Source organism: Pseudonocardia sp. T1-2H (assembly GCF_038039215.1).
Taxonomy (GTDB): domain Bacteria; phylum Actinomycetota; class Actinomycetes; order Mycobacteriales; family Pseudonocardiaceae; genus Pseudonocardia.
Genome location: NZ_JBBPCL010000001.1, coordinates 1,013,348 through 1,035,187, shown reverse-complemented (window position 1 = coordinate 1,035,187; position 21,840 = coordinate 1,013,348). Strand labels below are relative to the sequence as shown.

At 71.6% G+C, this 21,840-nt stretch carries 20 protein-coding genes and 1 pseudogene; 15 read left to right on the top strand and 6 right to left on the bottom strand.

Annotated elements, in window-relative coordinates:
- Positions 1–5: 5 nt before the first annotated feature.
- A complete protein-coding gene (locus tag WBK50_RS05260; RefSeq protein ID WP_341334501.1) occupies positions 6–1,157 on the bottom strand; it encodes an acyl-CoA dehydrogenase family protein in 1,152 nt (383 codons plus the stop codon).
- A 134-nt stretch (positions 1,158–1,291) separates the two neighbouring features.
- On the opposite strand from WBK50_RS05260, the gene WBK50_RS05255 reads away from it, so the two are divergent.
- From WBK50_RS05255 to WBK50_RS05245, 3 genes are all read left to right on the top strand, one after another.
- Positions 1,292–1,921 (top strand): TetR/AcrR family transcriptional regulator, encoded by a 630-nt coding sequence (locus tag WBK50_RS05255; protein ID WP_341334500.1) that lies wholly within the window; start codon positions 1,292–1,294, stop codon positions 1,919–1,921.
- Between the two features lie 68 nt (positions 1,922–1,989).
- A complete protein-coding gene (locus tag WBK50_RS05250; protein WP_341334499.1) occupies positions 1,990–3,270 on the top strand; it encodes an AMP-binding protein in 1,281 nt (426 codons plus the stop codon).
- Entirely contained in the window at positions 3,174–3,710 is a 537-nt protein-coding gene (locus tag WBK50_RS05245) for an AMP-binding enzyme (protein WP_341334498.1), read from the top strand. Before WBK50_RS05250 ends, WBK50_RS05245 begins: the two co-directional genes overlap by 97 nt.
- Here WBK50_RS05245 and WBK50_RS05240 read toward each other — a convergent pair.
- Entirely contained in the window at positions 3,698–4,207 is a 510-nt protein-coding gene (locus WBK50_RS05240) for a hypothetical protein (RefSeq protein ID WP_341334497.1), read from the bottom strand. The genes WBK50_RS05245 and WBK50_RS05240 overlap by 13 nt on opposite strands.
- Positions 4,208–4,362: 155 nt before the next feature.
- Here WBK50_RS05240 and sfnG point away from each other — a divergent pair, with 155 nt between their 5' ends.
- On the top strand, positions 4,363–5,487 hold the full coding sequence (gene sfnG, locus WBK50_RS05235) for a dimethylsulfone monooxygenase SfnG (RefSeq protein ID WP_341334496.1): 1,125 nt from the start codon (positions 4,363–4,365) through the stop codon (positions 5,485–5,487).
- A gap of 401 nt (positions 5,488–5,888) precedes the next feature.
- On the top strand, positions 5,889–7,112 hold the full coding sequence (locus WBK50_RS05230; RefSeq protein ID WP_341339302.1) for an acyl-CoA dehydrogenase family protein: 1,224 nt from the start codon (positions 5,889–5,891) through the stop codon (positions 7,110–7,112).
- Here the strand turns inward: WBK50_RS05230 and WBK50_RS05225 are convergent.
- The gene (locus tag WBK50_RS05225; protein ID WP_341334495.1) at positions 7,043–8,446 is read right to left on the bottom strand and encodes a TMEM165/GDT1 family protein; all 1,404 of its coding nucleotides are present in this window, start codon (positions 8,444–8,446) and stop codon (positions 7,043–7,045) included. The two genes, WBK50_RS05230 and WBK50_RS05225, sit on opposite strands and share 70 nt — an antisense overlap.
- 355 nt (positions 8,447–8,801) lie before the next feature.
- Between WBK50_RS05225 and WBK50_RS05220 the strand changes: the two genes are divergently transcribed.
- Complete coding sequence (locus WBK50_RS05220; RefSeq protein ID WP_341334494.1) at positions 8,802–9,968, top strand: thiolase family protein; 1,167 nt, start codon at positions 8,802–8,804, stop codon at positions 9,966–9,968.
- Here WBK50_RS05220 and WBK50_RS05215 read toward each other — a convergent pair whose 3' ends face one another.
- Positions 9,969–10,250 carry a hypothetical protein gene (locus tag WBK50_RS05215; RefSeq protein WP_341334493.1) on the bottom strand — a complete coding sequence of 94 codons (282 nt, stop codon included), beginning with the start codon at positions 10,248–10,250 and terminating at the stop codon, positions 9,969–9,971.
- 104 nt (positions 10,251–10,354) lie between these two features.
- Here WBK50_RS05215 and WBK50_RS05210 point away from each other — a divergent pair, with 104 nt between their 5' ends.
- Together WBK50_RS05210 and WBK50_RS05205 are read left to right on the top strand one after the other, a co-directional pair.
- Positions 10,355–11,770 carry a S1C family serine protease gene (locus WBK50_RS05210; protein ID WP_341334492.1) on the top strand — a complete coding sequence of 472 codons (1,416 nt, stop codon included), beginning with the start codon at positions 10,355–10,357 and terminating at the stop codon, positions 11,768–11,770.
- Positions 11,725–12,075, top strand: a complete 351-nt coding sequence (locus WBK50_RS05205; protein WP_341339301.1) for a PDZ domain-containing protein — start codon at positions 11,725–11,727, stop codon at positions 12,073–12,075. Before WBK50_RS05210 ends, WBK50_RS05205 begins: the two co-directional genes overlap by 46 nt.
- A 67-nt stretch (positions 12,076–12,142) precedes the next feature.
- Here WBK50_RS05205 and WBK50_RS05200 read toward each other — a convergent pair.
- A pseudogene (locus tag WBK50_RS05200) lies at positions 12,143–13,295 on the bottom strand (CaiB/BaiF CoA transferase family protein).
- A gap of 136 nt (positions 13,296–13,431) precedes the next feature.
- Between WBK50_RS05200 and WBK50_RS05195 the strand changes: the two are divergent.
- Positions 13,432–14,208, top strand: coding sequence for a crotonase/enoyl-CoA hydratase family protein (locus WBK50_RS05195; protein WP_341334491.1), 777 nt, complete (start codon positions 13,432–13,434; stop codon positions 14,206–14,208).
- A 514-nt stretch (positions 14,209–14,722) separates the two neighbouring features.
- On the opposite strand, the gene WBK50_RS05190 is transcribed toward WBK50_RS05195, so the two are convergent.
- Complete coding sequence (locus WBK50_RS05190) at positions 14,723–15,721, bottom strand: class I fructose-bisphosphate aldolase (RefSeq protein WP_341334490.1); 999 nt, start codon at positions 15,719–15,721, stop codon at positions 14,723–14,725.
- Positions 15,722–15,897: 176 nt separating this feature from the next.
- Here WBK50_RS05190 and WBK50_RS05185 point away from each other — a divergent pair, with 176 nt between their 5' ends.
- From WBK50_RS05185 to WBK50_RS05160, 6 genes are all read left to right on the top strand, one after another.
- Positions 15,898–17,328, top strand: coding sequence for a form I ribulose bisphosphate carboxylase large subunit (locus WBK50_RS05185; protein ID WP_341334489.1), 1,431 nt, complete (start codon positions 15,898–15,900; stop codon positions 17,326–17,328).
- 10 nt (positions 17,329–17,338) lie between these two features.
- Complete coding sequence (locus tag WBK50_RS05180; RefSeq protein ID WP_341334488.1) at positions 17,339–17,764, top strand: ribulose bisphosphate carboxylase small subunit; 426 nt, start codon at positions 17,339–17,341, stop codon at positions 17,762–17,764.
- Positions 17,765–17,769: 5 nt separating this feature from the next.
- The gene (gene cbbX, locus WBK50_RS05175) at positions 17,770–18,762 is read left to right on the top strand and encodes a CbbX protein (RefSeq protein ID WP_341334487.1); all 993 of its coding nucleotides are present in this window, start codon (positions 17,770–17,772) and stop codon (positions 18,760–18,762) included.
- A 22-nt stretch (positions 18,763–18,784) separates the two neighbouring features.
- Positions 18,785–19,669 carry a LysR substrate-binding domain-containing protein gene (locus tag WBK50_RS05170; RefSeq protein ID WP_341334486.1) on the top strand — a complete coding sequence of 295 codons (885 nt, stop codon included), beginning with the start codon at positions 18,785–18,787 and terminating at the stop codon, positions 19,667–19,669.
- A gap of 144 nt (positions 19,670–19,813) precedes the next feature.
- Positions 19,814–20,887 carry a class 1 fructose-bisphosphatase gene (locus WBK50_RS05165; protein ID WP_341334485.1) on the top strand — a complete coding sequence of 358 codons (1,074 nt, stop codon included), beginning with the start codon at positions 19,814–19,816 and terminating at the stop codon, positions 20,885–20,887.
- A 33-nt stretch (positions 20,888–20,920) separates the two neighbouring features.
- Complete coding sequence (locus tag WBK50_RS05160) at positions 20,921–21,802, top strand: phosphoribulokinase (protein WP_341334484.1); 882 nt, start codon at positions 20,921–20,923, stop codon at positions 21,800–21,802.
- Positions 21,803–21,840 lie beyond the last annotated feature (38 nt).

Sequence of the window (21,840 nt, the reverse complement as noted above, 5' to 3'; positions counted from 1 at the left end):
CCGTCTCAGTAGGACCGCGGGAGGCCCAGGCTGTGCTGGGCGACGAAGTTCAGGATCATCTCGCGGCTCACCGGCGCGATCCGGAGCAACCGGGCCAGCCCCCAGTACGGCAGCAGGCCGAACTCGGCGGCCACGCCGTTGCCGCCGTGGGTCTGCATCGCGGCGTCGATCGCGGCGACCGCGGCCTCGGCGGCCGCGTACTTCGCCATGTTGGACGCCTCGCCGGCCGGGAGCCCCTGGTCGTGCAGCCACGCGGCCTTCTGCGTCATCAGCGCGGCCAGCTCGGTCTCGACCTTGGCCTTCGCCAGCGGGTGCGAGATGCCCTGGTGGGCGCCGATCGGGCGGTCCCAGACCTGACGGTCGTTCGCGTACCGGGAGGCCCGGGTGAGCGCGTAGCGGGCGATGCCGACGCACAGCGCCGCACCGGTGATCCGCTCCGGGTTGAGGCCGTGGAACACCTGGCGGAACCCGGCGCCCTCCTCGCCGACGAGCGCGGAGGCGGGGAGCCGGACGTCGTCGAAGTGCAGGGTGAACTGCTTCTCGGGGAGCATCACGTCGACGGGCAGGCGGGTCTTCTGCAGGCCCGGCGCGTCCGTCGGGACGAGGAAGAGGGACAGCTTGGCGTTGCCGTTCGCGTCCTTGCCGCTGCGCGCGACGAGCAGCAGCGCCTCCGCCTCGTCGACCCCGGAGATGTAGTACTTCTCGCCGTTGATCACCCACTCGTCGCCCGAGCGGGTGGCGGTGGTGGAGAGCTGGTGGGTGTTGGAGCCGGCGTTCGGCTCGGTGATCGCGAAGACGACCTTCGTCCGGCCGCTCGCGAGCCCGGGCAGCCACTCCTTGCGCTGGGAGTCGCTGCCGAACTCCTCGATCACCTCGGCCGAGATCGCCGCCGAGACCAGGAGCAGCAGGATCGGCGCGCCCTGAGCCGCGATCTCCTCGCAGACCAGCGCGAGCTCGACCAGGCCGCCGCCGCCGCCGCCGTACTCCTCGCCCACGTTGACGCCGACGAACCCGGCGTCCCCGAGGTCCTTCCAGAGCTCGGCGCACGGTTCCCCTGCGCGGGCGTGCTCGGCGTAGTAGCTCCCGCCGTACGGCGCGGCGATGCTCCCGACCGCGGCGCGCAGGTCGCGGTGCTCGTCGCTCTCGACGAAGTCCACGGTGACTCCTGATCTCGGTGGGGCCCTGATCCCGGTGATGCCTGATCCCGGTCGCGCCCGTCTGCTTCGCGACCCCTTGAGTGATTAGCGGTTCACTCATGGCGACCTTAGCGTGCCCCTGCCATGATGACCAGATGACCGCCTCCGCTCCTTCCGGGGCCCGACGCCGGCGCGATCCCGGCCGTCGGGAACGGATCCTCGTCGCGGCGGCCGAGCTCGCCGCGCGCCGGGGGTTCCACACCGTCGGCATGGCGGACATCGGCGCCGAGGCCGGGATCGTCGGCTCCGGGATCTATCGTCATTTCGACAGCAAGGACGCGATCCTGATCGCCCTGCTGGACGGGGTGATGAGCCGGCTGCAGGCCGGCGCCGCCGAGATCCTGACCAGCGGCGCGGACGACCGAACCGCCCTGTCCGCCCTGATCAGGGACCATATCCGGGTCGCGATCCAGGACCGCACGGTGCTCGCCGTCTACCACCGGGAGATCCACAACCTGCCCGAGGACGAGCGCCGCCGGCTGCGCCGCGCGCAGCGGCACTACATCGAGGAGTGGGTGCACGTGCTCGCCCCACTCCGCCGGGACCTGGCGGACGGGGAGCTGCGGCTGGCGGTGCACGCGGCCGTCGGGGCGATCCAGTCCACCCTGTTCTTCCGCAGCGGGCTGGCCCCGGAGCGGCTCGCCGAACTGCTCGACGAGATGGCGCACGCCTGCCTCGGGATCACCGCCCCGGCGGCGCTCGCGAGTGAACCCGCGGTGACTTAGCTCTTGCCGACGTGGCCGGCGTCACGCCATGCTGGCCGGCAGGCCACCAGCAAGGGAGCTGAACGGGCATGAGCGTCACCAGCAGCGACACCACCGGACTGCCGTTCGCACCGCACGGATCCGACCTCCCGGACGCCTCGCGGATCGACGTCGAGACCCTGCGCGGGCGGCGCGCGGTGAACCGCTGGGAACGCACCGCCCTCGGCGACGTGTTCGAGCGGCTGACCTGGAGCTACCCGGACCAGGTCGCGGTCGCCGGGCGCCCCGGGGCCTACGGGGACGAGCGCTTCGCCGCCGTCACCTACCGCGAGGCGGACGAGACCGCGAACCGACTCGCGCACGCGCTCGCGGCGGCGGGACTGGAGCCCGGGGACCGGGTGCTGCTGGTCTGCGAGAACTCGATCGAGGCCTACCTGGCGAAGTTCGGCATCGCCAAGGCCGGGATGGTCGCGGTGCCGCTGAACCCGAACCTGGCCCCGGACGTCCTCGAGCACCTGATCCGGCTCGCCGAACCCCGGTTCGCCCTCGTCGACGCCGAGCTGTGGCCCCGCGCCGAGGCGCCCTTCGCCGCCACCGGCCTCACCGTCGGCGCCACGATCACCGTCGGCGGCGGTGCCGTCGCGGGCAGCCGGACCTTCACCGAACTCCTGGACGGGCAGCCCACGACCGAGCCCGACGTCGAGATCCACGGCGACGACATCTTCCAGCTGCTGTTCACCTCGGGCACCACGGCGATGCCCAAGGGCGTGATGCTCTCCCACACCTACGCCCACCTGGCGGGGATGAACTTCGCGCTGTCGCTCAGCCGCGGCCTGCCGCACGAGGCGGACCTGCGGCTCGTCACGTTCCTGCCGCTGATCTACCACATCGGGGACGTGCTGTTCCCGCTCGGCGCGATGCTCGCCGGCGGCACGGTGATCATCGGGCGCAGGCCCGCGCCGGGACCGGTCGCCGACGCCCTGGCGGAGGAGCGGGCGACGGCGCTGTGGGCCGGTTCGCCCCAGTTCGTCGCGGCGCTGACGGCCGAGCTGGAGAGCCGGCCGGAGCTGGACCTCACGAGCCTCACCACGCTCGTCTACGGCTGGGGCGCGCTCTCCCCGGCCTGCTCGAGAACCTCGACGCGCGGGTCGGGCACGAGCTCGTCACGCTCGGGATCTTCGGCCAGACCGAGGCCATCGCCTGCCACCGGTTCTGGCCCACGAGGTGGCCGGAGGTGCACCGACGCAGTGCCCCGGCCGTCAACTACGTGGGGGTGCCCAGCCCGCTGCTCGCCTCCGACGTCGTCGACGAGCTGGGCGAGCCCGTACGCGGCGAACCCGGCGAGGCCGTCTACCGCTCGCCCATCATGACCGCCGGCTACTACCGCAACCCCGAGGCCACGGCCGAGGCGTTCCGCGGCGGCTGGTTCCACTCGGGCGACAGCGCGACGGTCGACGGCGACGGCCTGCGGATCATGGTCGACCGCTACAAGGACATCGTGAAGTCCGGTGGCGAGAACGTGTCGAGCATGCGGGTCGAGGCGGTGCTGCACGAGCACCCGGACGTGCTGCGGGCCGCGGTGATCGGGCTCGCGCACGACCGCTGGGGCGAGGCCGTCACCGCCGTCGTCCTGCCCCGGCCGGGCACGTCGCCCGTCGAGGCGGACGTCATCGCGTTCTGCAAGGAACGTCTCGCCGGCTTCGAGACGCCGAAGGCGATCGTCTTCGCGGACGCGCTGCCGGAGACGGTGGGCGGCAAGGTCCTCAAGTACAAGCTCAGGGCCGCCCACGCGGGCCACTACACGAGCTGACGGCGCGCCTTCGCGCCGAACAGGGCGTAAAGACCCGCGGCGAGGACGAAACCGACCTCGAAGGTCAGCTCGCCGATGCCGGGGAACGCCGCGGCCACCGGACCCGTGTACAGGGTCTGGGCACAGAACAGCGCGATCGAGACGACCATCGCGATCGACATCGCGGCGAACCCGCCCCACGGGTTGTGGGTCCGGTCGAACAGCAGGCCGGCCAGGACGGCCTCGTCCTGGCGGCGGCGCAGGTACCAGTCCGTGAGGTAGACGCCGAGCCAGGGCCCGATCCAGTAGGCGATGATCAGCAGGAACGCCTCGTACTTCTCCCCGGCGTCCTCCAGGCCCGTGAGCGCCAGCACGAACCCGATCACCCCGAACACGCCCGCGACGATCGCCCGGCGCAGGGTCAGCGGCAGCTCGATGCCGAGCGCGAGGAAGGCCCACCGGGACGAACCGCCGCCCGCCTCGGCGGCCCGGTACGTGCGGGACGCCCGGGTTGACAAGGGCTACCCCGTCTGGTCGAGTCGTGTCGTGGCCAGGACTCCCTTGACGCGCAGACGTCATGTGGATCAGCTGCGCGTCGTCTCCTGCGCGTGTCGATAGCTCCGCGCACCTCACGACCCTCGCGTACCTGACCCCCTTTCCACAGGAGAACTCTGTGTCCGACACGCCCGCGAACGAGCCCCTGAAGTTCGCCTACTGGGTGCCCAACGTCAGCGGTGGCCTCGTCACCAGCACCATCGAGCAGCGCACCGACTGGGGCTACGAGTACAACAAGAAGCTGGCGCGGACCGCCGAGGACAACGGCTTCGAGTACGCGCTGTCCCAGGTCCGCTACATGGCCAGCTACGGCGCGGACCACCAGCACGAGTCCACCAGCTTCTCCCTCGCCCTGCTGCTCGCCACCGAGCGGCTCAAGGTGATCGCCGCCGTCCACCCCGGACTCTGGCAGCCCGCGGTGCTCGCGAAGTGGGTCGCCACCGCGGACCACCTCTCCGGCGGCCGCGTCGCCGTCAACGTGGTCAGCGGCTGGCTCAAGGACGAGTTCACCGCTCTCGGCGAGCCGTGGCTCGAGCACGACGAGCGCTACCGCCGGTCCGAGGAGTTCATCCGGGTCCTGCGCGAGATCTGGACCAGCGACTGCGCGGAGTTCCGGGGCGACTTCTACCGGATCCACGACTACGACCTGAAGCCCAAGCCGCTCGCCGTCCCCGGCCGGGCGCACCCCGAGATCTTCCAGGGCGGGAACTCCACCGCGGCCCGGCGCAACGGCGGGCGCGTGTCCGACTGGTACTTCAGCAACGGCAAGGACTACGAGGGCTTCTCCGAGCAGGTCGCCGAGGTGAACGCGCACGCCGCCGAGGTGGGCCGGACGCCGAGGTTCGGGCTCAACGGCTTCATGATCGCCCGCGACTCCGAGAAGGAGGCCCGCGAGACCCTCCGCGAGATCATCGCCAAGGCCAACAAGCCCGCCGTCGAGGGCTTCCGGGACGCTGTGCAGCAGGCCGGGAACTCCACCGGGGACAAGCGCGGCATGTGGGCGGACTCGTCGTTCTCCGACCTCGTCCAGTACAACGACGGTTTCCGCACCCAGCTCATCGGCACGCCCGAGCAGATCGCGGACCGCGCGATCGAGTACAAGCGGCGCGGCGCGAACCTGCTGCTGCTCGGCTACCTCCACTTCCAGGAGGAGGTCGAGTACTTCGGCCGGCACGTGCTGCCGATCATCCGCGAGAAGGAGGCCGCCCTCGGCGCGCGCGAGCTGGTCACCGCCGCACGCTGAGCTGCCGGCCCGGCACAAAGCACTGCCCGTGACGGCCGGTGGGCAATTCCCACCGGCCGTCGCTTCTTTCCCGCGCTTGACATTCCTCCCGTTCTTCACGAGAGTAGAGATCGTGGTTACGCAGGAACTCACCCGTCGACGTCACGTCGATCTGTTTCGTGCGGTGTCCACCGCCTGTCGGTAGTACCGACCGCGGGACCTGCACCCTCGCGCGCCACATCTTCGCAGCTCGGTGACGTCTTCCTGAGCTGAACTCCTCTGCGCACTCCGGTCGGCGGTGTCGTCCCCCCGCCCGCCGGAACAAATTCTCCATTCCTTTTCCCGGCGTTTCGCGACGTGCGCGAAAGGCCTCTTTCCGCCTGCCCGAAATCACCCCGAAAGGCACGTGAACCGTGACGACGATCGAGAACGACCGGACCGCCGCTCCCGCCTGGGCCACCCACCCCGTACCCACCTCCGCCGACGGGTGGGTCGCCCGGGCCCGCGAGGTGCGCGAGATCCTGGAGGCCGATGCGGCCGCCCGCGACAGGGCCGGCGCCACCCCCTACGACGAGGTCGCGCTGCTGAAGGACTCCGGCCTCGTCACCCTGCTCGGCCCCGTCGAGCACGGCGGCGCGGGCCAGGAGTGGCCGCTCGCCTACCGGGTCGTCCGCGAGGTCGCCGCGGGCGACGGCTCCATCGGCCAGCTCCTCGGCTACCACTACCTCTGGTTCTGGGCCGCGCGTCTGGTCGGCACGCCCGAGCAGATCGCCGCCGTCGAGGCGGACGCCACCCGCAACCGCTGGTTCTTCGGCGGCGCGGTCAACCCCCGCGACGCGGACGTGGTGATCCGGGACGCGGGCGACCACCTCGTCTACAACGGCCGGAAGTCCTTCTCCACGGGCAGCAGGGTCTCCGACGTGACCGTGCTCGAGGGCGTCCTCGAAGGCACGGACACGCACGTCTTCGCGATCGTGCCCAGCGACCAGCCCGGTATCGCGTTCCACGACGACTGGGACAACATCGGCCAGCGGCTCACCGAGAGCGGCGGGGTCACGATCTCCGAGGTCCAGGTGCCGTGGGAGGCAGCGGCCGGCTTCGTCGACCGGACCTTCCGGCCGCGGGTCTACAACACGCTCAACGTGCCGACGATCCAGCTCGTGTTCGTCAACTTCTACCTCGGCATCGCCCGCGGGGCGCTCGAGACCGGGGCCGGGTACACCCGCACCAGCGCCCGCTCCTGGCTGCACAGCGACGCGGACCGGGCCGTCGACGAGCCGTACCAGCTGGACCTCTACGGGGACTACGCGTCGAAGCTGTGGGCCGTCGAGGCGCTGGCGGACCAGGTGGCGCAGGAGGGGCTCGCGATCCACCGCGACGCCTGGAACGTGACCGAGCGGCAGCGCGGCGAGCACGAGGTGCGGGTCGCGGCGGTGAAGGCGCGGGCCACCGAGGTCGCGCTGGAGATCACCGCGGGGATCTTCGAGGGCCTGGGCGCCCGCTCCACCACCGCCGCGCTCGGCTTCGACCGGTTCTGGCGCAACGTCCGCACCCACACCCTGCACGACCCGGTGGCCTACAAGCGCCGCGAGGTGGGGGCCTTCCTGCTGCGCGACGAGCTCCCGGAGCCGACCTGGTACTCCTGACCCGGGACGACGAGAAGGGCCACCTCACGACCTGAGGTGGCCCTTCTCCGTGCCGGTCCGGGGCTCAGCCCACGCGCTGGCGGTCCGTGTCCGCCGGCATCCCCGGGGTGTGCTCGGGCTCCGGCGGGCGGACCCGCGGCAGGAAGCGGCCGGTGCGGGCCACGTAGTTCGCGTAGTCCTCCCCGAGCTTCCCGGCTCAGGCCCGGCTCCCGCACCCCGCGCGCCTGGATCTGCACCGCGACGACGATGAGCACCGTCGCGAGCAGCGCGAGCGCGGTGGGCACCATCACCAGCAGGCCCGCCGTCGCCACGATCATGCCGGTGAACGCGGGGTAGCGCACCCGCGAGTAGAGGCCGCTCGTGGCGAGCGCGAGCGGCGCGCCGCCGCGCCTGCGCGCCGAGCCCAGCTGCGCGAGCGAGGCCAGCAGCAACGCGAGACCGAGGAGCAGGACACCCGCCCCGACCACGACGTAGCTGGGCCGGCTGAACAGCTGGAACGGCTGGATGACGTCCGCCGCCACGAGCAGCGGCGCCGCCAGGCCGAGCAACAGGGCGAGCCCGAAGAGCACCCGGGACCACCACGCCGGGGAGCCCACCCCGGCGGCGAGCGGCGAGCGCCGCGCACCGGCCCGCGCCCACCGGCGGCCGTACGCCCCGCCCACGATCGTGACGACGCCGAGCGCCAGCGCGATCCAGCCCGCGAGGTGGTGGTTGAGCGCCCCGGCCACGACGTCCCAGGCGGGGCGACCGCTGAGCTGCCCGATCGAGTCGACCAGCAGCACGGCGCCGAACAGCACGAACAGCACCGAGGCGCCGTAGCGGATCGTCTTCTCCGGCAGCCGCTTGCCCAGCTGGCGGCCGACGACGATCGCGAGCGCGTCCGCGACGACCATGCCGAGCGTGGAGCCGAGCCAGACGCCGAACCAGCCGTGCTGGGTGGCCAGGGTGATCGTGGCGAGCATCGTCTTGTCGCCGAGCTCGGCCAGGAAGAACGCCACCGACACGGCGACGACGGCGGAGCGCGCCCTGCGCCCGGCCTTCGCCTCCTCCTCGTCGGTGAGCGAGTCACCACGCAAGGTCCACGCGCCGAAACCGAAGAAGGCGATGGCCGCGACGAGCGCGATCCAGCCCGTGGGCAGCGACGAGCCGAGGCCGAAACCGATGGCCACGGACACCAGGTGGACGAGCGACGTGGCGATCGTGATGCCGATGAGTACCGGCCATGTCTTGTAGCGGGTCGCGAACGTCAGAGCCATGAGCTGCGACTTGTCGCCGAGCTCGGCGACGAAGATGACCCCGAAGCTCAGCGCGAACGCGAACAGGACGTCGTGCACGGTCCAACCCCTCGATCTCAGGGCCGGACCGGAGAGGAATAGGGGCCTCTTCGATCCGACCATGTCGGATCGAAGGTCTCGCTCGCCTGGTGGTGGACAGGCCGCGCGGCCGGGCGAGGTGACTCGCCAGTATGTCGACCGCGGCGTTGAGAGCTACTCCCCTTCGCTGCGACCGACGCTACCGCATCGATCCAGGCCTGTCCCCGCCGGGCCCGATCGTATGAGCTGCTTCATGCCGGCCCGGGGGCCGAATGCCCCCGAGCCTGGCGTTCGGCCCGGGCACGACCTACGTTCAGGAGAGCCACCCTGTGCCGTACGTTCGTTAAGTTGGGCCCGAATCTCCGAGGAGTACCCCATGGCCGAGGCCGTCATCGTCGACGCGGTCCGCACCCCCATCGGCAAGCGGAAGGGTTCGCTGGCCGACGTGCACCCCGTCGACCTCTCCGCGTACGTGCTGCGCGCCCTGCAGGAGCGCACCGGCATCGACCCGAACGTGATCGACGACGTCGTGTGGGGCTGCGTGAACCAGGTCGGGGACCAGGCGGCGCAGATCGGCCGCTACGCCGTCCTCGCCGCGGGCTGGCCGGAGACCGTGCCCGGTGTGACGATCAACCGGGCCTGCGGGTCGAGCCAGTCGTCGTTCGACTTCGCGGCCGGGATGGTGATGTCCGGGCAGTACGACGTCGTCGTCGCCGGGGGCGTCGAGGCCATGACCCGGGTGCCGCTGGGCGCCGGCCGGGACCTCGGCCGCCCCTACGGCCCGCTGGTGCGCGAGCGCTACGCCGTGGACCTGACCGGCGGCGAGTTCCCCGGCGAGGACTTCAACCAGGGCATCGGCGCCGAGCGGATCGCCGCGAAGTGGGGATTCACCCGCCGGCGCCTGGACGAGTACTCCTCGCGCAGCCATGAGCTGGCCGCCGCCGCGATCGACTCCGGCGCCTTCGACGGCCAACTGGCCCCGATCCCCGGCCACCCGGACTTCACCGCGGACGAGGGCCTGCGCCGCGGCACCACCCCGGACACGCTGGCGAAGCTCAAGCCGTCCTTCAACGAGCACGGCGTGATCCACGCGGGCAACGCCTCGCAGATCTCCGACGGCGCGTCCGCCACGCTGATCATGTCCGCCGAGAAGGCGAAGGACCTGGGGCTGACCCCGATCGCGCGCTACCACTCCGGTGCGGTCAGCGGCGCGGACCCGTTGATGATGCTGACGGGCCCGATCCCGGCGACGCAGAAGGTGCTCAAGAAGAGCGGCCTGTCGGTCGCCGACATCGGCGCGTTCGAGGTCAACGAGGCCTTCGCCCCCGTCCCGCTGGCCTGGCAGGCCGAGCTGGGCGCCGACGACAAGGTGCTCAACCCCCTCGGCGGCGCGATCGCCGTCGGCCACCCGCTCGGCGCGTCCGGCACGATCCTGATGACCCGACTGCTGCACCACATGCGCAACAGCGACATCCGCTACGGCTTGCAGACCATGTGCGAGGGCGGCGGCACCGCGAACGCCACCATCGTCGAACTCCTCTGATCAGGCGGGAAGGCCGGCCTCGCCGTCCGCGATCGGGCCGGCCTCCTCCCCCGTGCCGTAGCGGTCCAGAACCTCCGTGACCCGGGCGGGCCAGCGCTCGTGCGCGGACTGCCGGCTCACGCCCGCGGCCTTCCCGATCAGCTCCCAGGTCGCGCCCCCGCGGCGCAGGGCGATCAGGTTCCCGAACGGGTCCAGGGCCGCCGCGAGATCCATCCGGAGCTGCACGAGCTGCCACGCCCGCTCGCGCAGCGCCGGCAGCCCGGTGCCCTCCTCCGCCTCCACTCGGGGTGCCGGGCCGCGGCGTCCACCCGCTGCCCTGCCGTACTGAGCACGGATTCCCAGGACGTGCACAGGAACGTCTCAGACTCGGGCCTCACACTTGTGCCATGACCGACGAGCAGCGGGGGCAGACCCGGCCCGATGGGGACGTTGCGGACGCCACCAGGGCACGGGACACCCGGACCCAGCAGAACGACCCCATCGACGGGCCGACCGATGTCGTCGCCTCGCCCGCGCAGCCCGTGGGCGAGAAGGCCGAGGGTGCGGTCAACGGCACCGACGGCGCGGACCGCCCCACCGCGGTGCACGCCGCGTCGGCAGCGGGCTCCTACAGCCCGTACACGACCCAGCCACACACTCCGGGCCAGTACGGCGGACAGCAGTACGGATCGCAGCAGTACGCGGCGCAGGCCCGCTACGGCGCCTACGGATACGGTGGGCAGCAGGGCCACGGCGCGCCCTACGGCGCCCCGGCCTACGGCCCCTACGCGGGCGCCCAGCAGGGCCCTGCCACGCCGGGCACCGGGAGCCCGGGCGGCGCGAGCGGCCCCGGCGGGCCGACGGACCCGCCCGGCGGTCACACCACCGTCCTCGACGGCGACCGGCCCCGCAGGTCCCGGCCGATGGTCGGCATCGTCGCGGCCGCCCTGATCGCCGGCCTCGTCGGCGGCGGCGCCGGGTTCGGGGGCGCGTACGCGCTGCTGGACGGCAGCCCCAGCAGCAGCACCACCACGCTGACCGGCACCCCGGCGTCCGGGACGAACGCCTCCGCCACCACGAACGGCACGGTCGCCGCGGCCGCCGCCAAGGCGATGCCCAGCACCGTCGACATCCGGGTGACCACCGGCCAGGGCACCGCGGAGGGCTCGGGCGTCGTCCTGACCTCCGACGGGGACGTGCTGACCAACAACCACGTCGTGGCGGGCTCGACCGGGCCGATCAGCGTGACGCTGGCGGACGGCTCGACGCACACCGCGACGGTCGTCGGTACCTCGCCGAGCTACGACCTCGCCGTCCTCAAGCTCAACGGCGTCTCCGGGCTCACCGCGGCCACGCTCGGCCGGACCTCCGACGTCCAGGTCGGCCAGCAGGTCGTCGCGATCGGGTCCCCGCAGGGCCTGACCGGTACCGTGACCACCGGCATCGTCAGCGCGCTGAACCGCACCGTCGCCGTCGAGGGCGAGGACGGCACCGGCGTCGTCTACAACGGCCTGCAGACGGACACCGCGATCAACCAGGGCAACTCCGGCGGCCCGCTGGTGAACCTGGACGGCCAGGTCGTCGGCATCAACTCCGCGATCGCCACGTCCGGCAGCGGCAGCACGGGCAGCATCGGCCTCGGCTTCGCCATCCCGGTGGACCAGGCCCGCCGCGTCGCGCAGGAGATCATGAACACCGGTAAGGCGACCAAGCCGGTGCTCGGGGTCCAGGGGAACGCCTCCACCAGCTCGTCGCCGTCCGGGGCGGGGGCGCCACCATCGCCGCCGTCACCCCCGGCGGCCCGGCCGAGGCGGCCGGGCTGAAGCAGGGCGACGTCGTCACGAAGGTCGGGGACGCCTCCGTCGGGGACTTCTCGGACCTGGTCGCCCGGATCGGCGCCTACTCCCCCGGCGACAAGGTCACCCTGACCGTCGGCACCGGGGCCTCCGCGCGGACCGTCGACGTCACCCTCGGCAGCATCCAGGACACCGGCGCGACGACGAGCAGCGGGGGCTCCACCTCACAGCAGCGGGACCCGTTCGGCGGGCTCAACCCGTTCGGCAACAACGGTGGCGGCTCGGGCTCGGGCGGTTCGGGCTCCGGCGGTTCGGGCTCCGGCGGCAACTGAGCACCCGGCCGCGCACGATCACCGGCCGGGCGGAGACACCCCCTGACTCCGCCCGGCCGGCCCCCGCTCACCCCTTCAGCCACGCCCTGACGGCCTCGGTGTCCGCACCGAGCGTCGGCGGCGTCCGGCGGTAGTCGGGCGGGGTGAGCGAGTAGTCCACCGGATTGCGGACCACGCCGACCCCGCCGCCCGGGTGCACGACCGGGTTCAGGCCGAGGCTCTCCGCCAGCCCGATCCCCTGGTCCACGGTGTTGATCGGCCCGCAGGGCACGCCGACGCCCGTCAGGACGTCGAACCACTCCTGCGCGCTGCGCGTCGCGAGGCGTTCCAGCAGTAGCGGGCGCAGCACCTCCCGGTTGCGGGTGCGGTCCGCCATGGAGGCGAACCGCGGGTCGTCGGGGAGCCGGGAGCGCCCAGGGCGGTGCAGAGCCTGCGGAACTGGCCGTCGTTCCCGGCGATGACGATGAGCTCGCCGTCCCCGTCGGCAGCGGCTCGTAGGGGAACAGGCTCAGGTGTGCGTTGCCCATCCGGCTCGGCACGACGTCGCCCGCGAGGTAGGCCGAGGTCTGGTTGACCAGGCAGGACAGCGCGGACGACAGCAGGTTCGTCTCGACGTGCTGGCCCTCGCCCGTCACGGTCCGGTGCTGCAGGGCGGCCAGGATCGCGACCGCGGCGTGCAGTCCCGTCATCACGTCGAACACGGCGACGCCGGACCGGTACGGGGTCCCCCCGGGTTCGCCCGTGAGGCTCATCAGCCCGGACGTCGCCTGGACGAGCAGGTCGTACCCGGGCAGGTGCGCGCCGCCCGCGGTGCCGAAACCGCTGATGGAGCAGTAGACGACGGAGGCGTTGCGCTCGCGGACGGCGTCGTAGTCCAGCTCGAACCGGCGCAGCCCGCCGGGCTTGAAGTTCTCGATCATGACGTCGGCGCGGGCGCTGAGCCGGTGTGCGTCGGCGAGGTCCTCGGGGTCGTCGAGGTCCAGCACGATCGAGTGCTTGTTCCGGTTGATCGAGAGGTAGTAGGTGGACATCGGGCCGTCCGGCCCGTCGTGCACCGGGGGCATCCAGGTGCGGGTGTCGTCGCCGCCGGCGTTCTCGACCTTGACGACCGTGGCCCCGAGGTCCGCCAGCATCATCGTGGCGTAGGGGCCGGCGAGCACCCGGGAGAAGTCCGCGACGACGAGGCCGGCGAGCGGACCGGACGGCGCCACCTCCTCCAGGCCGAGGGGCTCGCCGGGGCCGGGGATGTGGTCGGACGTCTGGGAAGGGGGCACCTCGCGATGATAGATATGACCCCGACACGTTGATGCGTCTGCATTGAGCAGGCTCATCCGGTGAACCGGCACGGAGGCGGGCATGGCCGAATCAGGCGACGCGGTGGTCCTGACCGAGCGCGAGGGGGCGGTCCTGGTGATCACCCTCAACCGCCCGCAGGTACGGAACGCGGTGAACGGCGAGCTGGGACGAGCGGTGGCCGCCGCGCTCGACGAGCTCGACGGGGACCCGACGCTCTCCGTCGGGATCCTCACCGGCGCGGGCGGCACGTTCTGCGCGGGGATGGACCTCAAGGCGTTCCTCGCGGGGGACACGCCGTCGATCGAGGGGCGGGGCCTGGCGGGAATCACCCTGACCCCGCCGAAGACGCCGATCATCGCCGCGGTCGAGGGCTACGCGCTGGCCGGCGGCTGCGAGATCGCCCTCGCCTGCGACATGATCGTCGCCGCGCGGGACGCGAAGTTCGGGCTGCCGGAGACGAAGCGGTCGCTCGTCGCCGGCGCGGGCGGGCTGTTCCGGCTGCCGGAGCGGATCCCCCGCGGCATCGCGCTGGAGTACGCACTGACGGGCGAGCACTTCGGCGCCGAGCCCGCGCACGCCTGGGGCCTGGTGAACCGGCTGACCGAGCCGGGCGAGGCGCTGGCCGGGGCGCTGGAGCTGGCCCGGCAGATCGGGGCCAACGGCCCGCTGGCCGTCCGGGCGACGAAGGAGATCGTCGTCGGGGCGCCGGACTGGCCCGTGGAGGAGCGCTGGTCCCGCCAGGAGGAGATCATGCGGCCCGTCTTCACCTCCTCCGACGCCCGGGAGGGCGCCACCGCGTTCGCCGAGAAGCGGGCGCCCGTGTGGAAGGGCGAGTGAGGGGGTAGGGCCCGTCGAGGCCCTGGCCTGGCGTAGCGACCTGTCGTTCCCGCTGGTGCTCGAGCCCGTGTACGGCGACAACGCGCGCGGGCTGATCGTGGTCCACTCCCGCGCCGAGCTAGCTAGCCGGAGCCGGTGGCCCTGGCTCTGGTCTACCTCAGTGGTACGCCCGGCGCCTCCGAGGCGATCGCGGACGTGGTGACCGGGTTCGCGTCGAGCCCAGTGGGTGCGTCGTGAACGCCGGGCGCCACGCAGGGGCGGGTGCGGGCCGCCGGCCGTCCATGGTCAGGGAGCCGATGAAGCCCTCTCGGCGCAGGGTCGCCGCGGCGGTCAGGCCGGCCAGCGACGCGCCCACGCCTCGCGCCCGCGCGCTCCTCGCACCGGGCGGTGCACGAGCGCGACCCGGAGCGCAGGGCCGTCCTGCTGTCGGTCTACGAGGACGAGCAGTGCCCCTGCGAGCCCCGAGCGTCAGGCCGCCGTGAGGCCGTGTCCGGGGACACGGCCTGACGGCGGGTCAGGCCGGCTGCAGCTGCGCCCGCCGTCGCACTGCGGCCGAGTTGGCGGCGACGCGCTCGGCGAGCGCGGCCTGCCCGGCCTCGACCAGGGCCGGGTCGCCGTGCCACGCCGCCAGCGCCGGGTCCACCAGGGCGCGGCCGAACGAGAACGTCAGCGGCCAGGGCGTGCGGTGGTGCTGCATCGCCTCGAGGTTGGCGGTCGCGCACTCGGGCGACTGCCCGCCGGAGAGGAACGTGACGCCGGCCAGCTCGTCGGGCCAGGCGCGCAGCACCTCGACGGTGGCCTCGGCGACCCGCTCCGGCGAGGACTGCTCAGGGTTGCCCTTGCCCTCGATCACCATGTTGGGCTTGAGCACGATCCCGGCCAGGTCGACGCCCAGTAGCGCGAGCTCCTCGCGGACCGCCGCGTGCACCGCGGCTGTGACCTCCGCGCAGCGCTCGATCGAGTGGGCGCCGTCCATCAGGACCTCGGGCTCGACGATCGGCGCGATCCCGGCCGCCTGGCAGGCCGCCGCGTAGCGGGCCAGGGCGTTGCCGTTGCTGCGCAGGGCTCCTGGGCTGGGCAGCTCGTCGGTGATGACGTAGACGGCGCGCCACTTGGCGAACGCCGCGCCGATCTCGGCGTAGTGCGCCAGCCGGCCGGTCAGGCCGTCGAGGCCATCGGTGACCGTCTCCCCGGGCAGCCCCGGACAGGGCTTGGCGCCGGTGTCGACCTTGATGCCGGGCAGGATGCCCAGCGCGAGTACGGCCCGGGCGAACGGTGTCCCGTCGGCGAAGGTCTGCCCCAGGGTCTCGTCGCAGAAGATGATCCCCGAGGCGCCGTCGGCCAGTCCCGGCGTCGCTGCCAGCAGTTCCCGGTAGCGGCGCCGGTGCTCGGTGGTGGCCTCGACCCCCGCCTTCTCCAGCCGGCTGGACATCGTGCCGATGCTCTCGTCCGCGGCGAGGACGCCCTTTCCGGGGGCCACCATCTGCGCCGCGATCTGTCTGCACGAACCCATGTCGCGAGTTCCCTCCGTCGGCGAACGTGGTCGCCGAACGTACGGACCGGCTCCGGGGAGGGCCTCACCCATCCTGGGGAGACGGTCGGGGAGCCCGTGAATATTCAGTGATCGCTCAAGTGTTCGCGAGGAAGTCTCGATAGACGCCGGGGTTTGTGATGCCGACCATAGGAGCCATGACGAACCGCTGGAACGCCGGGGTCATCCCCTACGCCGAGATGGGTTACTGGCAGCCCGACTACGTCCCCAAGGACACCGACGTGTTGTGCGCCTTCCGGATCACCCCGCAGGAGGGGGTGCCGCCGGAGGAGGCGGGCGCCGCCGTGGCGGGGGAGTCGAGCACCGCGACGTGGACGGTCGTGTGGACCGACCGGCTCACCAGCTACGAGCACTACCAGGCCAAGTGCTACAAGGTGGAGGCCGTCCCGGGCACGCCGGGGCAGTACATCGCCTGGATCGCCTACGACCTCGACCTGTTCGAGGAGGGCTCGATCGCGAACCTGACGAGCTCGATCATCGGCAACGTGTTCGGGTTCAAGCCGCTCAAGGCGCTGCGCCTGGAGGACATGCGGATCCCCGTCACCTACGTGAAGACGTTCCAGGGCCCGGCGCACGGGATCGTGATGGAGCGCGAGTACCTCAACAAGTACGGCCGCCCGCTGCTCGGCGCGACCACGAAGCCGAAGCTGGGCCTGTCCGCACGTAACTACGGCCGCGTCGTCTACGAGGCGCTGCGCGGTGGCCTGGACTTCACCAAGGACGACGAGAACATCAACTCGCAGCCGTTCATGCGCTGGCGGGACCGCTTCCTGTTCGTCATGGAGGCGGTCAACCGTGCGCAGGCCGCGACCGGCGAGATCAAGGGCCACTACCTCAACGTCACCGCCGGGACGATGGAGCAGATGTACGAGCGGGCGAACTTCGCCAAGGAGCTCGGCTCGGTCGTCGTGATGATCGACCTCACGATCGGCTACACCGCGATCCAGTCGATGGCGAATTGGGCCCGGGCCAACGGCGTGATCCTGCACCTGCACCGCGCGGGGCACGGCACCTACACCCGGCAGAAGACCCACGGCATCAGCTTCCGGGTGATCTCCAAGTGGATGCGGCTGGCCGGTGTCGACCACATCCACGCCGGGACCGTCGTCGGGAAGCTGGAGGGCGACCCGTACTCCACGGCGGGCTTCTACGAGACCCTGCGTGACAACAACGTCGAGGCCGACCCGGTCAAGGGTCTGTACTTCGACCAGGACTGGGCGTCGATGCCCCCGGTGATGCCGGTGGCCTCCGGCGGCATCCACGCCGGCCAGATGCACCAGCTGCTCCACTACCTGGGCGAGGACGTCGTCCTCCAGTTCGGTGGCGGCACGATCGGGCACCCCATGGGCATCGCGGCCGGTGCCGAGGCGAACCGGGTGGCGCTCGAGGCGATGATCAAGGCGCGGAACGAGGGTGTCGACTACTACAAGGAGGGCGAGGAGATCCTCCGGAAGGCCGCCTCCAAGAACCGCGCTCTGGACATGGCCCTGGCCACGTGGGGCGACATCACCTTCAACTACGAGTCCACCGACGTCCCCGACGTCGTCGCGACGCCGACGACAGTCTGAGGAGCCGACCGTGCGCGTCACCCAGGGCACCTTCTCCTACCTGCCCGACTTCACCGACGAGGAGATCTCCGAGCAGATCGAGTACTGCTTGGATAACGACTGGCCGCTGTCGGTGGAGTTCACCGACGACCCCCACCCCCGCAACGTCTACTGGGAGATGTGGGGTCTGCCGATGTTCGACCTCAAGGACCCGGCCGGGGTGCTGGCCGAGGTCAACGCCTGCCGAGCCGCCGAGCCGAACACCTACATCCGGCTCACCGCCTACGACGCGCGGCTGGGCCGCCAGACCACGGCGCTGTCGTTCATCGTGCAGCGGCCCGCCGAGGAACCCGGGTTCCAGCTCGAGCGGCAGGAGGCCCAGGACCGCCAGATCCGCTACACGACCCGCGCCTACGCGACCGACCGCCCCGTCGGGAACCGTTACCGAGAGGGGTGAGCAGGGTGGAGACCGGACAGGGCACTCCGTTCGGTTACCGGCCGAGCCAGGCGCCCGGACCGGACCCCGCGGAGGAAGAGACCGTCGAGCACCTCCCCGCCGACGCCGTGGTCGACCTGGCCGCGGCCCGACGGGAAGCCGGCATCGACGACGTGCTGGCGAAGCTGAACACCGAGCTGGTCGGTCTGGCGCCGGTGAAGACCCGCATCGAGGAGATCGCCTCCCTGCTGCTGATCGACCGGATGCGGGAGCGATACGGGATCACCGCGAGACGACCGACCTTGCACATGTGCTTCACCGGCAACCCCGGAACCGGCAAGACGACGGTGGCGCTGCGGATGGCCGACCTGCTGCACCGGCTGGGCTACCTGCGCCGCGGCCACCTGGTCAGCGTCACCCGGGACGACCTCGTCGGGGAGTACGTCGGCCACACCGCGCCGAAGACCAAGGACGTCATCAAGCGGGCGATGGGGGGCCTGCTGTTCATCGACGAGGCGTACTACCTGTACAAGGTCGAGAACGACCGGGACTACGGATCCGAGTCGATCGAGATCCTGCTGCAGGTCATGGAGAGCAACCGCGACGACCTCGTGGTCATCCTGGCCGGGTATGCCGACAAGATGGACGTCTTCTTCGCGGCGAACCCGGGGATGCAGAGCCGCATCGCCCACCACATCACGTTCCCGGACTACACGGTCACCGAGCTGGAGGAGATCGCGGTCCTGATGACCGACGAGCTGGCCTACCGGTTCTCCGACGAGGCTCGTGTCGTCCTGCGCCGCTACCTGGAGCGGCGCGTCGGGCAGCCGTGGTTCGCCAATGCGCGGAGCGTTCGCAACGCGATGGAGCGGGCCCGGTTGCGGCAGGCACGTAGGCTCCTGGATCAGGAGGACCCGCGGGTCGACCTGGCGGCCTTGATGACCATCGAGGCGTCCGACCTGCTTGCGAGCCGGGTGTTCAATGAGGACGCCGACACCACGACGGTGCGCTCGGCCTGATGGGGACGGATCGGACGACGAGGTGACCACCAACGCCAGGCTGCGCGCGCTGGTCGAGCTGGCCGAGACCGGCTCGGTCCGCCGGGCGGCCGAACGTCTGGTGGTGACCGAGTCGTCCGTGTCCTCCTCGGTCAGCGCCCTCACCGCGGACGTGGGCACCCCGCTCGTCACCCGGCACGGCCGCGGCGTCCGGTTGACCCCGGCCGGGGAACGCTACGCCGAGTACGCCCGCCGGATCCTCGGCCTGCACGCCGAGGCCGTCCTCGCGGCCCACGCGGAGGCGGATCCCGAGCACGGCGCGGTCCGGCTCGGCGCGGTCACCACCGCCGGGGAGTTCCTGATCCCGGACATGCTCGCCTCCTTCCGCGAGAAGCACCCCGGCGTGGTGCTGCGGCTGGAGGTAGCGCCACGGGGCCTGATCTGGCCGATGCTGGCGCGTCACGAGGTCGACCTCGTGGTTGCGGGACGGCCGCCGGACGACCTGTTCCCCGCCAGGGTGCGGGCGGTGAGCCCTAATTCGCTGGTCGTGGTCGGTGCGCCGGACGAACGCCCCGATTTCGACCCGGCCCGGGTGACCTGGCTGCTGCGCGAGCCGGCGTCGGGGATGCGGGCGACCTGCGCCGCCCTGCTGGAGCGCCTGGACGTCTCCCCGCCGCAGATGACACTCGGCTCGAACGGCGCGGTCATCGCCGCGGCCGTGGCCGGGCTCGGCGTCACGCTCGTGTCGCGGCATGCCGTCAGCCGCGAGCTGGGCTCCGGCGCACTGGTCGAGCTGCCGGTTCCCGGCGTCCCGCTCGACCGGCCATGGCACGTCGTCAGCCAGCCGGACCCGACGCCGTCCACCCGGCTGCTGATCGAGCACGTGCTCGCCGTCCCGGCGCTCGACTGGCGCGAACCCCGCTCCTGAGAACCCCGACCGGAGAACCCCCGGTCGGCTCCCCCACGAGGGGGATGGCCGCGCCCGGGCCTGCCGCCAGTCTTTGACCCGGCGACCGCCGGCCCGGCCCGTCCGCGGCCCGCCGTCCGTCCACCGAATGAGGTGAACAGAACCATGCTCGCCGACCGCACGACGCTCACGCAGTTCCTCAGCGAGGAACGGCGCCACCATCCCGCCTCGGACGGGGACCTGAACTCCGTGATCCTCGAGGTCGCGCTGGCGTGCAAGGCAGTCGCCGACCGCGCCGCGTTCGGTGCCCTACGCGACTCGATGGGCAAGATCGACCAGACCAATGTCCACGGCGAGGTGCAGCACAAGCTCGACGTGGCCGCCAACGACTACTTCCTGCGGGCGACCGAGCGCAGCGGCCGCCTGGCGGGAATGGCCTCGGAGGAGCTCGACGAGCCCTACGTACTGCCCGCGGAGTACCCGCGGGGCAAGTACCTGCTGGTCTTCGACCCGCTCGACGGATCGTCCAACATCGACGTGAACGTATCGGTCGGCAGCATCTTCTCGATCCTGCGCGCGCCCGAGCCCGGGGTGGACGCGACGACGCAGGACTTCCTGCAGCCAGGGACTGCGCAGGTCTGCGCGGGCTACGCGCTGTACGGCCCGGCGACGATGCTCGTGGTGACGGTGGGCCGGGGCGTACACGTGTTCACCCTCGACCGGGCGCTCGGCGAGTTCGTCCTCACCCGCGAGTCGATCCAGGTGCCGGCCAGGACGAGCGAGTACGCGATCAACTCGTCGAACCGTCGGTTCTGGGAGCCTGCCGTGCGCCGCTACGTCGACGAGTGCCAGGCCGGCCGGTCCGGGCCGCGGCACAAGGACTTCAACATGCGCTGGATCGCCTCGCTGGTCGCCGAGACGCACCGCATCCTCACCCGGGGCGGGGTGTTCCTGTACCCCCGCGACACGAAGGACCCGGCCAAGCCGGGCCGGCTGCGGCTGCTCTACGAGGCCAACCCGGTCGCGTTCCTCATCGAGCAGGCGGGCGGTGTGGCGAGCACCGGGCGCGAGCGCATCCTCGACGTCGTCCCGTCCGGCCTGCACCAGCGCATCCCGTTGATCTTCGGGGCGGAGGAGGAGGTCGCGCTGATCGACCGTTACCACCGCGAGCACAACGACCGCCCGTACGACTCACCCCTGTACGGCGTGCGTGGCCTGTTCCGCGTGTCCGGCGGCTGAGCGGGCCCGACGGTATCCGAGGGAGGCAGAGGCATGTCACGCAAGTACCCGATCATCTCGGTCACCGGCTCGTCCGGTGCGGGCACCACGTCGGTGATGCGCACGTTCGCGCAGATCTTCCGGCGCGAGGGGGTGAACCCCGCGTTCGTCGAGGGCGACAGCTTCCACCGCTTCGACCGCGTCGAGATGAAGGCGGCGATGGCCGAGGCGCACGCCCGCGGCGACTACGCGTTCAGCCACTTCGGCCCCGAGGCGAACCTCTTCGACCAGATCGAGGAGCTGTTCCGCACCTATGGCGAGACGGGTTCCGGCAAGGTCCGCAAGTATCTGCACGACGACCTGGAGGCCGCCCCCTACGGGCAGCAACCCGGCACTTTCACCCCGTGGGAGAGCGTGCCGCTCGATACGGACCTGCTGTTCTACGAGGGCCTGCACGGGGCGGTCGTCACGGACGAGGTCGACGTCGGACGGTACGCGGACCTGCGGATCGGCGTCGTCCCGGTGCTCAACCTCGAGTGGATCCAGAAGCTGCAGCGGGACAAGGCGGCGCGCGGCTACACCGCCGAGGCGGTGACCGAGACGATCCTGCGCCGGATGCCGGACTACGTGCACTACATATGTCCGCAGTTCACCCACACCGACGTGAACTTCCAGCGGGTGCCCGTCGTCGACACCTCCAACCCGTTCATCGCCCGGACCATCCCGACGGCCGACGAGTCGATGCTGATCATCCGGTTCCGCGATCCGCACGGGATCGACTTCCCCTACCTGTTGTCGATGCTGCACGACTCGTTCATGTCGCGGCCCAACACCATCGTCTGCCCCGGCGGGAAGATGGATCTGGCCATGCAGCTGATCTTCACGCCGATGATCTTGCGGCTGATGGACCGGCGGAAGCAGGCGCTGGGCGGGTAGGGCGCGGGACGTCACCGTCTTGGTGGCCATGCTGACGC